We start from the raw sequence: 16,622 nt of genomic DNA, 5'->3' as shown, positions 1-16,622 counted from the left end.
CATGGAGGAAGGTTTTTTTATCGTGAGATCTATGAATTAAAAGTAATCCTCGTTGCTGGATTGTCTATCCAAATGCTAAGGCAAAGGCAAAAGAAGGTTCGGTTTCCTTGCATACTGTGGTATAATAGATCAAGATAAAGTGATTTTGTAGTGAAGGACGGGATTAAACGAATGATTAGTACAAGTGGCATAACGCTCCGTTACGGGAAGCGGGCGCTTTTTGAAGATGTTAGCATTAAGTTCACGCCAGGCAACTGTTATGGCTTGATCGGCGCTAACGGCGCGGGCAAATCGACCTTTTTGAAAATATTATCCGGTGAAGTTGAGCAATCGCACGGAGAAGTGCATATAACGCCGGGTGAACGGCTAGCCGTTCTAAAGCAGAACCATTATGAATACGACGAGTCCGTAGTACTTGAGACGGTAATGATGGGTCACAAGCGTCTTTATGAGGTAATGAAGGAGAAGGACGCTTTGTATGCAAAAGCAGACTTCACTGATGAAGACGGCATGCGTGCAGGTGAGCTTGAAGCTGACTTCGCAGACATGAACGGCTGGGAAGCTGAGTCTGAAGCAGCAGAGATGCTAAATGGACTCGGCATTACTCCTGACCTGCATGATAAGAAAATGGCTGAGCTAAGCGGCAATGAGAAAGTCCGCGTATTGCTGGCTCAAGCATTGTTTGGCACACCGAACATTCTATTGCTCGATGAGCCTACCAACCACTTGGACATTGAGTCCATTCGCTGGTTGGAAGATTTCCTTGCCGATTACCAAGGAACTGTTGTCGTAGTCAGCCATGACAGGCACTTCCTGAATACGGTATGTACACATATTGCGGATATCGACTTTGGCAAAATCCAAATGTATGTCGGCAACTATGACTTCTGGTACGAATCCAGCCAACTTGCTTTGCAGTTGATGCGCGGTGAGAACAAGAAGAAGGAAGACAAGATCAAGGAATTGCAGGCGTTTATTCAACGCTTTAGTGCGAACAAATCGAAAGCGAAACAAGCAACTTCGAGACAGAAGCTTCTTGAGAAAATTTCGCTTGATGATATTCGTCCATCTAACCGTAAATATCCGTTTATCCTCTTCAAAGGTGAGCGTGAAGCAGGCAAGCAGCTCCTGCTTGTTGATGGCTTGACCAAAACGATCGACGGCGAGAAAGTGATCGACAATCTGACGATCGCTCTTAATAAAGGCGATAAAGTTGCATTTGTTGGACCGAACAGCTTGCCTAAGACTTTGCTTTTCCAAATGCTTGTTGGTGAAGTTGAAGCGGATGCTGGCAGCTACTCGTGGGGTGTAACAACATCGCAGGCTTATTTCCCGAAAGACAACTCGCCATATTTTGATGGCGTTGATTTGAACCTTGTGGAATGGCTTCGTCAATATTCGAAAGACCCGGATGAAACCTTTATTCGCGGATTCCTTGGCCGTATGCTCTTCTCGGGCGATGATGCAATGAAGAAAGCAAGCGTGTTGTCTGGAGGCGAGAAAGTTCGCTGCATGCTCTCCAAGATGATGCTTGAGGGCGCGAACGTATTTATTTTGGATGAGCCAACGAATCACTTGGATCTTGAATCCATTACGGCTCTGAATAATGGTCTGACAGATACGGATTGTACGATTTTGTTCACTTCGCATGACCATCAGTTCGTACAAACGATCGCTAACCGCATCGTTGAAATTACGCCGAACGGTGTAATCGACCGGATGATGACTTATGACGAATACCTTGAAAGTGCTGAGGTTAAAGCGCTTCGTGAACGTATGTACGCTGTTTAATTTACTATAAAGCGTCAATCAGTGAGGATATTCTCGCTGATTGACGCTTTTTTTGTCTATATGGAGAACCAAATAAAATTCTAGAGGTCTAGATGTCATTTCATTTGCTCACAATATACAGATATGAAGCCTCAATGGCTACGTTATTATTTTCATTAGTTGAAAATACCGTTAAGCTCGGGAGCAGCAGCCTTATCTAAAGTTGTGCAACTATTGGCATAAAATAAGATGGACAAACTTGAAAATTTTTTGGTTGATTTATGCGTAAAAGGGAGTTATACTACGTTTGAAAAGGTTTTCAGAAAAGCTTTTCAGTAAGCACTTTCATAAATGTGAAACATGACTCATTATAATAAAATTCAAACTAGCGCATGTTACATCATTCTTACTCATCAAGAAAGGCGTGCCATTATGAAATCGACTATACGCGATGTAGCAAAATACGCTAATGTGTCCATAAGCACCGTATCCCGGGTCATGAATGCGCCGGAAACCGTAGTGGAAGAGAAACGTATCAAGGTGCTGGAAGCTATTGAGGCGCTTCAATACCAGCCGAATGGATTTGCCAGAGGGTTGATATACAAAAAATCAGACACGCTTGGCGTTATGATTCCGGATATAGAAAATCCGTATTATGCCGGCTTAATACGCGGAATGCAGGATGCGGCTGTTATGCTCAACCATAGTCTGATGATCTGTAATACAGACCGCGACAAGCAGCGGACGATCTCTTATGTGCAAAGCTTTTTTGAGAAGCAGGTAGATGGCATCATATTTACGAGTGATTCATTGCATGAAGAATATTACGAGGAGATGCAGCGCTATCGTCTGCCATTCGTTCTAGCTTCTACCAATGCTCCGGAGTATGATATTCCGTCTGTTGATATTGATGATGAGCAGGGTGCGTATGATGCGGTCAAACATTTAATTGAAGCAGGGCATCGCCGCATAGGTATGATTGGTTTTCCTTTAGGAATCACAATCTCCGGTGAGCCGCGATATACGGGCTTTAAGAAGGCGCTTCAGGAATATAACCTCTCAGAGAACGAGAATTGCATTGAATTTGCTATACATCGATTTGAGCATGCTTATGATGCAGCTGAACGACTGTTCACTCGTTGTCCCGATTTAACGGCTGTTTTTGCAGCTTCGGATGAATTCGCGATGGGTGCGATTTCATATTTGCGCGACAATGGCAAACCCGTACCTGAGCAAATATCCGTCGTAGGTTTTGACAATATCCGAATGGCTCAGATGTTTATTCCTAAGCTAACGACGATAGACCAGCCAACCTATGATATTGGGTATCGATCCGTTGAGAAGCTGCATGAGCTGATTACAACTGGGAAAGTTGAAGTGCTCAGAGAGAAGCTTCCACATCATTTAATTGTGCGGGAGTCAACCAAGTCCTATTTATCATAATCGGGATATGACAATACTTAGCTTGCGAATATGAATAGCGAAACGGCTGTGCCTTTAAATTTTGGCTTTTGTCGTTCGCTTTGACTCATCTCTGAAAAGCTTTTCATATCAATGGAAGCGTTATCTATTTAAAAGATTTTGTTTTCGATAACTATTGAGCATAAAAACAACCTACATTGGCACTTTAAAGGAGGTGAGGCAACAACTTGTTATCTGATGTTAATTTAACGTTTCAAAAGGGCCGAGTAAGTGTAATTTAATTACTGATTACTTAAACATGAAAGGATGAGGTCTATGTACACGAGAAAAACAAAAAAAGCATCGACTGTCTTTATTCTAACGCTAGCGCTTGTGATGACGATTACGGCTTGCGGAGGAAAAAATAATAATACAACGAACCAGCCAACAGAGAAGCCAGCAGAGGGCGGAACGAATGCAGGAGCTGGGGCGGGCGACAGCGCGTTGGCTAAAGCATTAAACGGCGATTTTAAAGGTAAAAAGGTTACGATGTTCGGTCCGTTTACGGATGCGGATGAAGTGAAATTTAACGAAAGCATTAAAGCGTTCGAAGATAAGACTGGAATCGACATCGCGTATGAAGGCTCAAAAGAGTTCGAAGCAACCATTTCGGTACGTGTAAACGGGGGTAACGCTCCTGATATTGCGGATTTCCCGCAACCGGGTTTGCTGAAGGGCTTTGTGAACTCTGGTAAGGTAATTGACGTAAAATCATTCCTTAGCGATGAGTATTTGAAAAAACAATACAACCAAAGCTGGCTCGACATGGCTACGATGAAAGGTACTAGCGGAGACGTAATGTCTGGCGTCTGGGCACGCAGCAGCGTAAAGAGCTTAGTATGGTACAACAAAAAAGCTTTTGCTGAAGCAGGTTATACCGTTCCAAAAACATGGACAGAGCTTATGGCGCTGACTGATCAAATCGCGAAAGACGGCGATCCAGCTTGGAGCATCGGCATCGAGAGCGGTACAGCGACTGGCTGGCCGGCTACAGACTGGATGGAGGATATTATGCTCCGTACAACTACGCCTGAAAATTATGACAAATGGGTATCGGGTGAGCTTCCATTCACAGATCCTGTAGTCAAAAATGCAGCAGAAAAAATGGCTGAAATCTGGTTCAACGAGGACTATGTATACGGTGGAAAAAAATCGATCGCTACAACATCGTTTGGTGATGCAGTTAAGCCGTTGTTCGATAATCCGCCAAAAGCATGGCTTCACCGTCAAGCTGGCTTTATTACAAGCTTCTTCCCAGAAGGCTTGACAGCTGATGATTACGATTGGTTCCCACTTCCAGCCATTGATGAGAAATATGGTCAACCAGCTCTAATCTCAGGAGATATTTATGCTATGTTCAATGATCGTCCAGAGGTTCGCGCTGTAATGGAATTCTTCACAACGGGCGAGTCGCTCAAAGCTTGGATTCAAACAGGCGGCGTAACAGCTCCTATGAATGATGCTGATCCATCATGGTACCCGAACGATCAAGAACGCAGAATGGCAGAATTCGTGAAAACAGCAGAAACGATTCGTTTTGATGGTTCTGACCTTATGCCAGGCGCAGTTGGCGCAGGTACATTCTGGAAAGGCATGACGGACTGGGTAAGTGGGACAGTAGATTTGGATACAGCACTAAAAGAAATTCAAGCAGGCTGGAAAAAATAATTGACTGCTGCTTGAGTGATTTGGGGGCTTCTCGCCGCAAGGTGAAAGCCCCTCTATAATCAGTACAGTAAATGGTGGCTTTTACGAAGAAAGGTTTGCTTCGCAAACCTAAGTTTATGCTTACGAAGAAAGGTTTGTTTTACAAACCTTGGAGGAGGATTCATATGGAATTACAGGCTAGGAAAGGCAATGCTCTGCGGCTACTGTTGTTATCCATACTCGTGCCAGTTATCAATATTGTCATTCACGGGGGCATATTTATACTTTTTCGCGACTCCAACCTTCCGCCTATCCTCAATGCGGTGTTTGCAGTCATATGGGGAGCAGTTGGTATTTATTCGATTTACTATTCGTTTAACTGGGTAGTTGAGAAGTATCCGGATCAATGGAAGCGGAGAATATTGCCTTTTGTATTTGTTGGCCCAGCGGTGCTGCTGCTTGGTTGGCTGCTTGTCTTTCCGACATTGCGGACGCTATACTTAAGCTTTTTTGATGCCGGCTCGGTCAATTTTGTCGGTTTCGCCAACTATGTAGCTGTATTTACGGACCGCCTTCTCATCATGGCGCTGCGCAACAACTTGCTTTGGGTGTTCTTTGGCACACTGGCTTGTGTTAGCTTAGGTCTTTTAATTGCGATACTTGCCGATCGAAGCAGCTTCGAGAAGCTGGCTAAGGGTCTCATATTTATGCCGATGGCGATTTCGTTCGTAGCGGCAGGCGTTATCTGGAAATTTATTTATTACTATCAGCCAGGCAATGAGCAAATTGGTCTGCTGAATGCGATCGTCGTGAAATTTGGCGGGGAACCGCAGGCGTGGCTCAGTATGATTCAGCCGTGGAATAACCTGTTCCTTATCGTTATTCTCATTTGGATGCAAACAGGTTTTGCGATGGTTATTTTCTCAGCTGCGATTAAGAGCATCCCAGAGGATATGCTGGAGGCCGCTCGGATGGATGGCGCAGGCGAGGTTCGCATTTTTTTCAAAATCATGATTCCTTACATTGCGGGAACTTTGTTGTCCGTTACAACAACGATTATTGTGTTTACACTCAAAATCTTCGACGTTGTAATGATCATGACAGGCGGACAATATGAGACGGACGTTGTGGCAACACAGTTCTATCGCCAGCTGTTTATGTACCAAAATGCTGGTTATGGTTCAACCTTAGCCATTGTGCTTCTCGTTGCTGTCATTCCAGTCATCATAATCAATCTGCGGCAGTTCCGTAGAGAAGGAGGGTTCTAATATGAGCAGGAACAAAAAATCCCGTAAGTCCAAGTGGCTCGTGAATACAGTGCTAGCTGTCATATGTCTCATTTGGACCATCCCGACGCTCGGTCTGCTCGTTTCCTCTTTCCGGCCTGCAGCAGATATATTATCTACAGGCTGGTGGAATATACTGCCTCATCGGGATTGGAGCACAACAGAGCAAATTCAGCTGCCCAAGGACACCGATCTTCGTGAGCCAATTAAGGTGAATGGAGCTACGTTTACCGATGATCAGCTGCGTGCGGGTGTGGAGCTTAACGGTGAACGATTGATTTGGGAAAACCGGAGAGCTAGACTTCTGAATGTACAGGATAAGCAGTGGACGATTATTTCAAATTTTACAACACAGAACTATGAGACGGTGCTGGGTGGAAAAACGTATTCCATCACGATGCCAGATGGTACGACCAAGACAGAGAAGGGCAGCGGTATGTCGCGTTCCTTCTGGAATACGATTGCGGTTACAGTACCAGCTACCGTAATTCCGATTTTCATCGCATCCTTTGCAGCTTATGCTTTTGCTTGGCTTAAGTTCCCAGGGAGAAAGACATTGTTTGTCATTGTTATCGCTTTGCTTGTCGTGCCTTTGCAGGTAGCGCTCATTCCGATTTTGCGCGATTATACATCGCTTGGACTGAACGGCACATACTTTGGAATTTGGCTTGCACATACGGCGTTTGGTTTGCCATTGATCACATATTTCATGTACACATCAATTAGTCAGCTGCCCAAGGATTTGTTCGAATCGGCATTTATGGACGGGGCAACGAACTTTACGATTTTCAGCAGGCTCATCCTGCCGCTATCCGTCCCTGCACTAGCATCGATCAGCATATTCCAATTTTTATGGGTATGGAATGATTATTTGATATCCCTTATATTTCTCGGAAGCCAGCCTGAAGTGCAAGTATTGTCAATGAATATTGCAAACATGGTAGGCTCCAGAGGCAATGACTGGCACTTGCTTACGGCAGCAGCATTTGTTTCGATGCTCATGCCGCTCACCGTATTTTTTGCACTTCAAAAATACTTTGTACGCGGGATGCTTGGCGGCTCCATCAAAGGGTAACAGCAGCAAAAGAATGGCGCAGCGTCTGGACACGGTGTCCCCTCGCGCGCCATTTGTTTTGTATAGAGAGAAGGAGAGATTAGAATGCAGATAAAACCGGCTTGGTGGAAGGAATCCGTTGTTTATCAGGTTTATTGGCGCAGCTTTAAAGATACAAACGGGGATGGTATTGGTGATCTTCGAGGTGTTATTGAAAAGCTGGATTATATTCAATCGTTAGGTGTGACAATGGTCTGGATTAATCCATTTAATGAATCCCCAGACAAGGACAATGGTTACGATGTGTCCGACTATTATACGGTAATGAAAAAGGCAGGTACGATGGAGGACTTTGATCAGCTCGTTGCGGAGACGCATGCAAGAGGCATGAAGCTGATGATGGACGTCGTCGTTAATCATACATCGAATCATCATCCTTGGTTCATCGAATCTCGTTCCTCGATCAATAATCCGAAGCGAGATTGGTATATTTGGCAGGATGGTAGAGAGGGCGAGCCGCCTACGAATTGGCGTTCTTATTTTAACCCTTCCAGCTGGGAACTCGATGAGACGACAGGGCAATATTATATGCATTCCTTTGCGATCGAGCAGCCGGATTTAAACTGGGCAAACAAAGAAATGAGAATGGAAATCTACAACATGCTGCGTTTCTGGCTGGATAAAGGAGTAGACGGGCTGCGGCTCGACGCTCTGGCGTTGCTTTCTAAGCCAAACAGCTTCAGCGATGTAGAAGATCCACATGACATCAGATATTTAACACATAATCCGGGACTGCATGATTATTTGCAGGAAATGAACCGTGAGGTTTTCCGGCATTACGATATGATGACGGTCGGTGAAATTGCGTTCGCAACACCGGAGACAGGTCCTTTGTTCGTTGAAGAGGAGCGTATGGAGCTGAATACGCTGTTCCATTTTGAAGTTGCGGATGAAATGCCGGAATGGGATATGGTTCGTTACAAGCGCATCCAGAAGCAGTGGGCGGAGGCTTTGGCTGGCCGAGGGTTTGGCTCGCAGTTTCTAAATAACCATGATCATACGCGGCAAGTATCTCGTTATGGGAATGACGAGGAATTCCGCGAGGAATCAGCTAAGCTGCTTGCTACGATGGTCCATACGCTTCCAGGCATTCCATACATTTATCAAGGCGAAGAAATCGGTATGACAGGCGTAAGGTATGAAACGATCGGCGATTATAAAGATATTGCTATGATTAACAGATATGTGGAGGAAGTCGGCAAAGGCAAAGATCCTGCGGCAGTGTTTCGTTCTTTGCAGCCGCTTAGCCGGGATAACTCCAGAACGCCAATGCAATGGAATACGGAGCTTAATGCAGGTTTTGGCAGCGCCGAGCCATGGATAAAGGTTAATCCAAATTATGAAGAGATTAATGTAGAACAAGCGGAAAAAGATCCAAATTCGGTATTAGCTTTTTATCGGAAGCTCATTGCGCTTAGAAAGAGCAATCCAGTCATGGTTTATGGCGACTTTACAGATATAAGTGAAGATGATCCGAATCTATATGTTTATGTTCGAGAGCTGGAGGGAACCGAATGGGTTGTGCTTTTGAATCACGGAGAAGAAGCCCGAACCTTTACATTTTCGGATTCTTTTTTTGGAGAGGAAGCTTTGAAGCTGAAGCTGGTGCTTGGTACGTATGAGAATACATTAAGCACTTGGGATGACGAAGGGCGAAGCATTGAGCTGAGGCCATTTGAAGCGCGAATCTATGAAGTAATCACCTAACTCAGCGTGAGCGTGCGATTATAAAGAAATGGTGGAGCAGAAGAAACCCTGCCCCACCATTTTTTTTGTTATGCGCTTAAAGAACGCTTTCTTGCTTTAATGGCAGCTTGCGGCCTTTCCCGTAAGGGATGCAAAGGGGTGTGCCGAATATGGGATCTGCTGTGATTTGGCATTCCATATCAAACACGGTGCGTATTAGCTGTTCGTTCATAATGGCTTCCGGTTTGCCCTGCGCATGTATTTGGCCGTCTTTCACAGCTACAATATGGTCAGCATAACGGCAAGCTAGGTTAATGTCATGCAGCACCATCACAATCGTACGATTCTCCTGCTCGTTTAAATCAAAAAGCAAATCAAGAATTTCGATCTGATGGGCCATATCCAAATAGGTTGTCGGCTCATCTAGCAATATAGTCGGCGTGTTTTGGGCTAGCGTCATTGCAATCCAAGCACGTTGACGTTGACCACCGGATAGCGAGTCCAGTGAGCGCGAGGACAGCTCGTCCATATGCGTCACTTCAAGCGCTTTTTTGACCATCTTCTCGTCTTCATGCGACCATTGCTGCAGCCAGCTTTGATAAGGATAACGGCCTTGCTTGACGAGCTGATGGACGGTTAAGCCTTCCGGTGCGATTGGACCTTGAGGCAAGATCGCTAGGCGCCTTGCGATTTCCTTGCTCGAGAGTTTGGCAATCTCATGGCCATCAATAAGAATAGAGCCTTCTTGCGGCTTTAAAAGGCGGGCAAGGGAACGGAGCAGCGTTGACTTGCCGCAGCCGTTGCTGCCAATGAATACTGTGATCTTGCCGGGAGGGATCAGCAAATCAAGATTATTGAAAATCGCTTTTTGTCCGTAGGATAACGTAAGATTTTTCGCTTGAATGGAGGACACGATAATCTCTCCCCTTTGCTTATTATTGTTTAATTAAAAACGCACAGTGCGTTATGATCGGTTGCGATGGCGATACAATAAATAGATAAAGAACGGTGCACCTATCGCTGCAGTAAAGACACCGGCTGGAATATCTAGCGGAAGGAATGCAGTTCTTGCGATAAGGTCAGAGAGCAGCAATACGAGCGACCCTATTAAAGCGGACACAGGTATTACACCTCCATAAGACGGGCCAACAAGCTTCCGAGCAATATGAGGCGCCATAAGCCCGATGAAATTAATGGCACCACCTATAGCAACCGCAACACCTGCGAGCGCAACGCTGATGATGAGCAGTATCGTTCTTTTGATTTGGACGGAGCTGCCTACGCTTATAGCAACCTCATCGCCAAGCTCCTGGACATTAAGATGCCGAGCGTAGATAAGCGCAATTGGAAACAAAACGACAAGCCAAGGAAGCAAAGTCCAAAAGTCTCTGTCCCATGAAACACCGTAGATGCTGCCAGTCATAAAAGTAAAGGCTTTGACGGCTACCGCAGTAGGCGTGAAGGATGACGTAAGGATAAGCATGTAGGTAACCGCAGTTAATGCGGTAGCCATTCCGATCCCAATTAGGACGAGCCTGAGCGGCGTGATTCCTTTTCGGTAAGCAAATAAATAAATAAGGAACGCAGCGGCAAAAGCTCCAATAACAGCACTGATCGGCATGAACCGGATGCTAATATGCGAAAAATATAAAATGAATATAACGGTTCCAAGAGAGGCTCCGCCCGTGATGCCGATAATGTCGGGAGATGTCAAAGGATTGCGCACAATACCTTGCAGCAGCGCCCCTGAAACAGCGAGTGCTGAGCCTACCATTACAGCAATCAACACGCGTGGCAGACGAAGTGAAAAAATAATCATCACATCTGACGAATCACCTTCTCCCACAAAAGTAAGTAAGACATCGATAGGATTAATGGTTTTGCTGCCAAGCCCAACACAAATGACGACTGCTGCTAAATTGGCAATTAGCAACATAACGATCACCATTAACGTTCGGCGGTCAAGTTGAAAGGAGTGCTTGCGGCCCCTGAGTGTGATCCATTTATTCATATTAGGATTGGCCTCCTCTTCTAGCGATAAACACGAAGAAAGGAACACCAATAATCGCTGTCATGATTCCCACGGGAACTTCCTTCGGAAATGAAATATATCTTGATCCGATATCAGCAGCAATCAACAATATGCCGCCAAACACCGCGCAGTATGGAATAACCCAACGATAGTCAATGCCAACTAAATAACGCATTAGATGAGGAATAATAATGCCAACGAAAGCTATAGGACCAGCCATAGAGACCGAGCCGCCTGCTAGAAGGACAATAATGATTCCAGCTGCTAATTTGATATAGACGGTTTTTTGACCTAATCCAACAGCAACATCTTCTCCAAGCGCCAGCACGTTCATATGTCTTGCAAGCACGATGGCCGCTATCAAGGCAATACCCATATATGGAGCAGCGGCTGTAAAGATGTTCATGTCGCGTCCTGAGACGGAGCCGACAAACCAATAAAGCACCTGATCAAACGTCTGACCGCTTGTAAGCAATACACCCAGCGTGAGTGAAGAGAAAAAAGCAGTCATAGCAGCGCCGGCAAGCGTAACCTTGAGCGGTGTCAGACCATCGTTGCCAATCGAGCCAAGCGAGTAAACGAGAGTCACTGTAAAGGCTGCTCCTACAAACGCCAGAGTTGCAAAAGTCGTCATGCCGCTAGCTCCGAAAAAGGCAGAGCCGATGACGATGAAGAAAGCGGCTCCTGAATTCACGCCGAATATGCTCGGAGAAGCAAGCTGATTGCGGGTAATTCCCTGCATGAGTGAGCCTGCTACAGCTAGACTCGCTCCGACTGCGGCTGCGATAAACGCGCGCGGCACTCTTGCCGTTTGAATGATGAGCTGCTCCTGAGAGCCATCAAATGCGGTAAATGAAGCTAAAATCGTGCGCCAGCTAATATTCGTTACTCCAAAAGCGATGCTGCAAACGATACCAGCAGCAAAGAGGAGCAAGCCGGCGATCAGCCCTATTATTTTCTGGGCTCGTGTATGTAATAATGTACTCATAATTTCCTCTTTCCTTGATGTCAATTGTGAAGGGTATTCATGATTTAGGACTACTAAAACATTTTAGGGGATCATGTACATAGTGTCAATGAAGTTGAAAATCATTATCAACGGTTATTGACTTTGTTTTATATGGCTGGTATAGTTTCGTTTGTAATAAAACTGAGAATGATTTTCAACATGAAGGGGAGAAAAAAATGTCTTATGTATTAACGAAGAAATTTACTTGGACAGCATCCGCCCTATTGCTTGCACTAGCCGTTATTGTTTCGGGATGCGGCCAATCCGGTTCAAAAAATAACGAAGGCAAATCATCGGCGACAGAAGGAAAGAACGCGTCGAAGACAGAAAACACGAGAGTAATTACGCATGCAATGGGCGAGACAAAAATAGAAGGTAATCCAACTCGTATCGTCGTATTATCTAACGAAGGAACAGAAGCGTTGCTGGCACTTGGCATTAAACCGGTAGGCGCAGTGAAATCTTGGACAGGCGACCCATGGTATGACCACATAAAAGCGGATATGGAAGGTGTTACCGTTGTAGGTGAAGAGAGTCAGCCTAACATCGAGCTGATTGCAAGCCTAAAACCGGATCTTATTATTGGCAATAAACTGCGCCAAGAGAAAGTTTATGATCAACTTAAGGCTATTGCACCTACTGTGTTTTCTGAAACGCTTCGTGGTGCTTGGCAGTCTAATTTCATGCTATATGCTGATACGATCGGCAAAAAAGCTGATGGCGAAAAAATCATTGCCGAATATGACAACCGTGCAGCAGACTTTAAAAGTAAAGCTGGCGACAAGCTCAACCAGAAGGTGTCAGTCGTTCGGTTTATGGCAGGCAAAACGCGTATTTACTTAGAGGATACTTTTACAGGGATTGCATTCTCGAAGCTTGGAATTACACGTCCAGACAATCAAAAATATAAAGATACATTCGTTGAGGAAATTACGAAAGAACGTTTGCCGGAAGTAGATGCTGACATGTTGTTCTACTTCACTTATGAAACGGGTGATGGCAAAGGAACGAAGATGGAAGAAGAGATGTTGAAGGATCCATTGTGGCAAAGCCTTCAAGTTGTAAAAAATAATAAAGCGATTAGAGTGAGCGATGCGATCTGGAATACAGCCGGCGGCGTCATTGCAGCTAATCTAATGCTTGATGAACTTTATAAGATTTATGAAATTAACTAAATAGTCGAATTTTAAAGCAGCCGGTTCTTATACCGGCTGTTTTTTTCTTATAATAACGGGTAAGTTAATTAGGATATGACCGTTCGAATCGATACACTGGATTGTTGCATGGGTGCATAAAAGTGCGCAGCCGGTAAACACTGTTTCTCTAGACCCACTCGGGTGCGTTCCGTTATGATACCGATAGGTTATTTGGATGGTTTTAAAATACATACTTTTATTGCTTGGGGGTATTTAAGCTGAATCAGTATGATGAGATTAAACAGGGCGAGAAGGGTGCTTGGGTCAGTATAGGCGCTTATTTGGGATTATCCGCCATCAAGCTCGTAGCAGGCTACTGGTTCGTATCTGGAGCACTCGTTGCAGACGGCTATAATAACCTTACGGATATTGTTGCGTCAGTAGCCGTACTGATTGGATTACGAATTTCACAGAAGCCGCCGGATAAGGATCATCCATACGGACATTTTCGAGCGGAGACCATTGCAGCACTTATCGCTTCGTTCATTATGGCGACGGTGGGCATCCAAGTATTAATCAGTGCGGTAAAATCCTTGTTTGCTGCTAATCATCATATACCTAATCTAATGACAGCATGGATTGCGCTCTTTGCAGCGGCATGTATGGGCGGGGTTTATATTTATAATCGAAGGCTGGCCCTCCGAATTAACAATCAGGCTTTATTAGCGGCGGCTAAGGATAACTTGTCAGATGCTCTTGTGAGCATAGGTGCAGCTATCGGTATTATAGGATCACAATTTGGCTTGCCATGGCTTGATCCTGTAGCGGCAATAGCTGTAGGTATTATCATATGTAAAACGGCTTGGGAAATCTTTTATAGCTCTACGCATGCGCTTACGGACGGCTTTGATGAGAATGAGCTGTCCTCTCTACGTTCAACAATTGCCAAAACGAAAGGTGTTAAATCGATTAAGGATATTAAAGCTAGAGTACATGGCAGTCATGTACTTGTCGATGTAATCGTTCAGGTTGATCCCGAGCTTACATTGATCGAAAGCCATCAAATAAGTGACGAAATCGAGCGTCGAATGAGCAGGAAGCATAACATAATGAGCATACATGTTCACGTTGAGCCCGATGAGCTAATCGAGAATACAGGGTCAAACAAGCCGGAAAATCATTAAATCCAATCGGTAATTGTTGCCAAATGAGTTCAAAACCAAAATTTATGGTTCAAATGGCATGAAAGGCTGATTCTGCCAAAAGACCTACTCTTTACATGAAAATCATACAATTTAGTTGCAGTGATGGAGTGAATTTCAAGCCTAACTAGGTACTAAGGCATCCTTTTAATTAGGATGTCTTTTTTTTGTGTACATACGACGATTTTATGGTTCTTAAAACCTATTACAAAGAGGGGTTAAATAGGCTTTTTGGTCGATACTTGTCTAATCTAATCGAATTTACAATGAAGCAGAACCGTGAAACTTAAACTGTTTACACACCAAGGAGGCGTAAGGATTGCAACACAGCATGAAAAAAAGGATGGCAACAGCAACGTTAACGGCAGCTTTATTGTTTAGTTCACTTTCAGTTCCAGCAGCGCTGGCAGCTCAGACAACACAAGCAGCAGAGGTACAATCGAGCGTAAATATGCGCACATCACCTTCCACATCAGCATCCATTATTCGCAGTTTAAAGAAAGGCGAACAAATTACTGTGATGGAGAAAGTTAATTCATATTGGTATAAAGTAGCAGATTCTTCAGGTAAGCAAGGTTACATATCAACCTCATCGCAGTATATTGAGCTTCAAACCTCGGTTCCTGCACAAGACGGCAATGCAGTCGCTCTATCGTCTGTTTCTTTCCGAAAGGCGGCATCGACATCGGGTGAACGCATTCGTTATTTGAAGAAAGGCGAGCAGGTAACTATCGTAGAAAAGACAAACAGCTATTGGTATGAAGTGAAGGATGGCAACGGTGTTCGCGGCTATGTAAGCACAGATTCTTCCTACTTGAAAGTAACTGGGACTATTCCTGGTGGGAATACTGGGGGGAACACGGGCGGCAACGGGGGCGGAACAGTTACGAATCCTGATGTATCAAAAGATAAGCAGGTTGAGAAAATCATAGCTGCAGGGATGAAGTATTTAGGCACCCCTTATGAATACAGCTCTGATCGCAACACGACGACAACTTTTGATTGCTCCGATTTTGTGAGACAAGCCTTTCTTGATGGCGTCTCTCTGAAGCTCCCTGCTGACTCTCGTCAGCAAGGTCAGTACGTAAAGGATAAAGGTTCTATTACGACCAACTGGAAGCAGTTGAAACGCGGTGATATCGTATTCTTTATGTCCTATAAAGGAACGAAGGCATCAGCCTATAATGGCATTGATAAATCTAAAGCTACGATTACTCATGACGGTATTTATTTGGGAGACGGCAAAGTATTGCATACGTATTCGAAAGAGGGGGGCGGCGTTACCGTCAGCAGTATTGAAGGTACCCATTGGGAGTATCGTATTCTGTTTGGTGGAAGCGCGTTGTAACCTCAAAAAAGCCAGTTAGGATTTAATCCTAACTGGCTTTTTTACATCTGTATGAAATTGCTTATGAATCTATTTGAATTTTCGCATTATCGTTATGTTTAATTTGTTCGTTCTGGACTGCTTCAGCTTCTTTGTCCTTGAGCGCTTTCTTCTTGTTACGTCTCTTGCGAAGTAAAAGATAAACAATGAGAATAGGCACGGCTCCTAAAAAAATATACAAGGAAACATCCTTAACCATGCTTTCCGCAGCGCGTCCGTAGAAATAAAATAATGATCCAACAATATAGAACTTTAAGCCCCGGCCAATTGCTGCGTAACCGATTAATCTCCAAAGAGGGAAATTTAAGCAACCAGACAATATTGTAAATACTTTGAATGGAATAGGTGTGAAAGAGCCGATAAGAATGGCTGCTTCGCCATTTTTCTGAAACTTATCCGTAGCGGCATCGATCCATTCTTTTTTTAGAAATTTATATAGAACGGATTTGCCCATAATCTTTCCCAAATAATACCCGACAGGTGTACCTAGGAGGCAGGCGATATAGCCCACAGTGGCCAGCCATAATGCTGTAGATGGATTGAGTATGCTTAATGAGACTTGAAGAAAAAAAGCAGGAATGGGAAATATAACTGCGTCTAGAAACGAATGAATAAACAATCCGAGTGGACCGAAATCCTTTAAAAAATCGACTACGGCTTGAAACATTACCAGGCTCCCTTTCCATCAACTAACCTGCACATAAAGCCTGCTTTTACGAAATATACCGTGTGTAAATTCCACTTATGCTAACATATGCTGCAGCTTGTTGAAAAAGCGCTTTAGCGCTTGATATTTTAATTATAGCATAATTTTTTCGCTTAAGAAGATGATACTTGTCATGTGTTTCATCTCCGCTTCTCTAGTTCCTCTAGACCAAGTGCTTAAGAACGA

Annotated in this window: 13 protein-coding genes; 9 read left to right on the top strand and 4 right to left on the bottom strand. The window is 44.4% G+C overall.

What is annotated here, in order from left to right:
- The first annotated feature begins 171 nt into the window (after positions 1–171).
- The 6 genes from AB4Z45_RS06870 to AB4Z45_RS06845 all read left to right on the top strand — a co-directional run bounded on the left by AB4Z45_RS06870 (position 172) and on the right by AB4Z45_RS06845 (position 8,985).
- On the top strand, positions 172–1,791 hold the full coding sequence (locus tag AB4Z45_RS06870) for an ABC-F family ATP-binding cassette domain-containing protein (protein WP_441908443.1): 1,620 nt from the start codon (positions 172–174) through the stop codon (positions 1,789–1,791).
- Between the two features lie 411 nt (positions 1,792–2,202).
- On the top strand, positions 2,203–3,213 hold the full coding sequence (locus AB4Z45_RS06865; RefSeq protein WP_441908442.1) for a LacI family DNA-binding transcriptional regulator: 1,011 nt from the start codon (positions 2,203–2,205) through the stop codon (positions 3,211–3,213).
- 294 nt (positions 3,214–3,507) lie between these two features.
- Positions 3,508–4,899, top strand: a complete 1,392-nt coding sequence (locus AB4Z45_RS06860; protein ID WP_441908441.1) for an ABC transporter substrate-binding protein — start codon at positions 3,508–3,510, stop codon at positions 4,897–4,899.
- A gap of 164 nt (positions 4,900–5,063) precedes the next feature.
- Positions 5,064–6,146, top strand: a complete 1,083-nt coding sequence (locus AB4Z45_RS06855) for a carbohydrate ABC transporter permease (protein ID WP_441908440.1) — start codon at positions 5,064–5,066, stop codon at positions 6,144–6,146.
- Position 6,147: 1 nt separating this feature from the next.
- Complete coding sequence (locus AB4Z45_RS06850) at positions 6,148–7,239, top strand: carbohydrate ABC transporter permease (RefSeq protein WP_441908439.1); 1,092 nt, start codon at positions 6,148–6,150, stop codon at positions 7,237–7,239.
- Positions 7,240–7,329: 90 nt separating this feature from the next.
- A complete protein-coding gene (locus AB4Z45_RS06845; RefSeq protein ID WP_441908609.1) occupies positions 7,330–8,985 on the top strand; it encodes a glycoside hydrolase family 13 protein in 1,656 nt (551 codons plus the stop codon).
- A 76-nt stretch (positions 8,986–9,061) separates the two neighbouring features.
- On the opposite strand, the gene AB4Z45_RS06840 is transcribed toward AB4Z45_RS06845, so the two are convergent.
- The 3 genes from AB4Z45_RS06840 to AB4Z45_RS06830 are packed head-to-tail and all read right to left on the bottom strand — an operon-like array spanning position 9,062 to position 11,984.
- On the bottom strand, positions 9,062–9,877 hold the full coding sequence (locus AB4Z45_RS06840; RefSeq protein WP_441908438.1) for an ABC transporter ATP-binding protein: 816 nt from the start codon (positions 9,875–9,877) through the stop codon (positions 9,062–9,064).
- 51 nt (positions 9,878–9,928) lie between these two features.
- A complete protein-coding gene (locus AB4Z45_RS06835; RefSeq protein WP_441908437.1) occupies positions 9,929–10,975 on the bottom strand; it encodes a FecCD family ABC transporter permease in 1,047 nt (348 codons plus the stop codon).
- Position 10,976: 1 nt separating this feature from the next.
- Positions 10,977–11,984, bottom strand: coding sequence for a FecCD family ABC transporter permease (locus AB4Z45_RS06830; RefSeq protein ID WP_441908436.1), 1,008 nt, complete (start codon positions 11,982–11,984; stop codon positions 10,977–10,979).
- Between the two features lie 197 nt (positions 11,985–12,181).
- Between AB4Z45_RS06830 and AB4Z45_RS06825 the strand changes: the two genes are divergently transcribed.
- The 3 genes from AB4Z45_RS06825 to AB4Z45_RS06815 all read left to right on the top strand — a co-directional run bounded on the left by AB4Z45_RS06825 (position 12,182) and on the right by AB4Z45_RS06815 (position 15,691).
- Positions 12,182–13,180 carry an ABC transporter substrate-binding protein gene (locus AB4Z45_RS06825; protein WP_441908435.1) on the top strand — a complete coding sequence of 333 codons (999 nt, stop codon included), beginning with the start codon at positions 12,182–12,184 and terminating at the stop codon, positions 13,178–13,180.
- 239 nt (positions 13,181–13,419) lie between these two features.
- The gene (locus AB4Z45_RS06820; protein ID WP_441908608.1) at positions 13,420–14,325 is read left to right on the top strand and encodes a cation diffusion facilitator family transporter; all 906 of its coding nucleotides are present in this window, start codon (positions 13,420–13,422) and stop codon (positions 14,323–14,325) included.
- A 337-nt stretch (positions 14,326–14,662) separates the two neighbouring features.
- Complete coding sequence (locus AB4Z45_RS06815) at positions 14,663–15,691, top strand: C40 family peptidase (protein WP_441908434.1); 1,029 nt, start codon at positions 14,663–14,665, stop codon at positions 15,689–15,691.
- A 61-nt stretch (positions 15,692–15,752) separates the two neighbouring features.
- Here AB4Z45_RS06815 and AB4Z45_RS06810 read toward each other — a convergent pair whose 3' ends face one another.
- Positions 15,753–16,397, bottom strand: coding sequence for a YqaA family protein (locus AB4Z45_RS06810; RefSeq protein ID WP_441908433.1), 645 nt, complete (start codon positions 16,395–16,397; stop codon positions 15,753–15,755).
- Positions 16,398–16,622: the final 225 nt, after the last annotated feature.

It is taken from the genome of Paenibacillus sp. MCAF9 (genome assembly GCF_052114265.1).
In the GTDB taxonomy this organism is placed as follows: domain Bacteria; phylum Bacillota; class Bacilli; order Paenibacillales; family Paenibacillaceae; genus Pristimantibacillus.
This window is presented reverse-complemented; position numbering and strand designations above follow the sequence as displayed.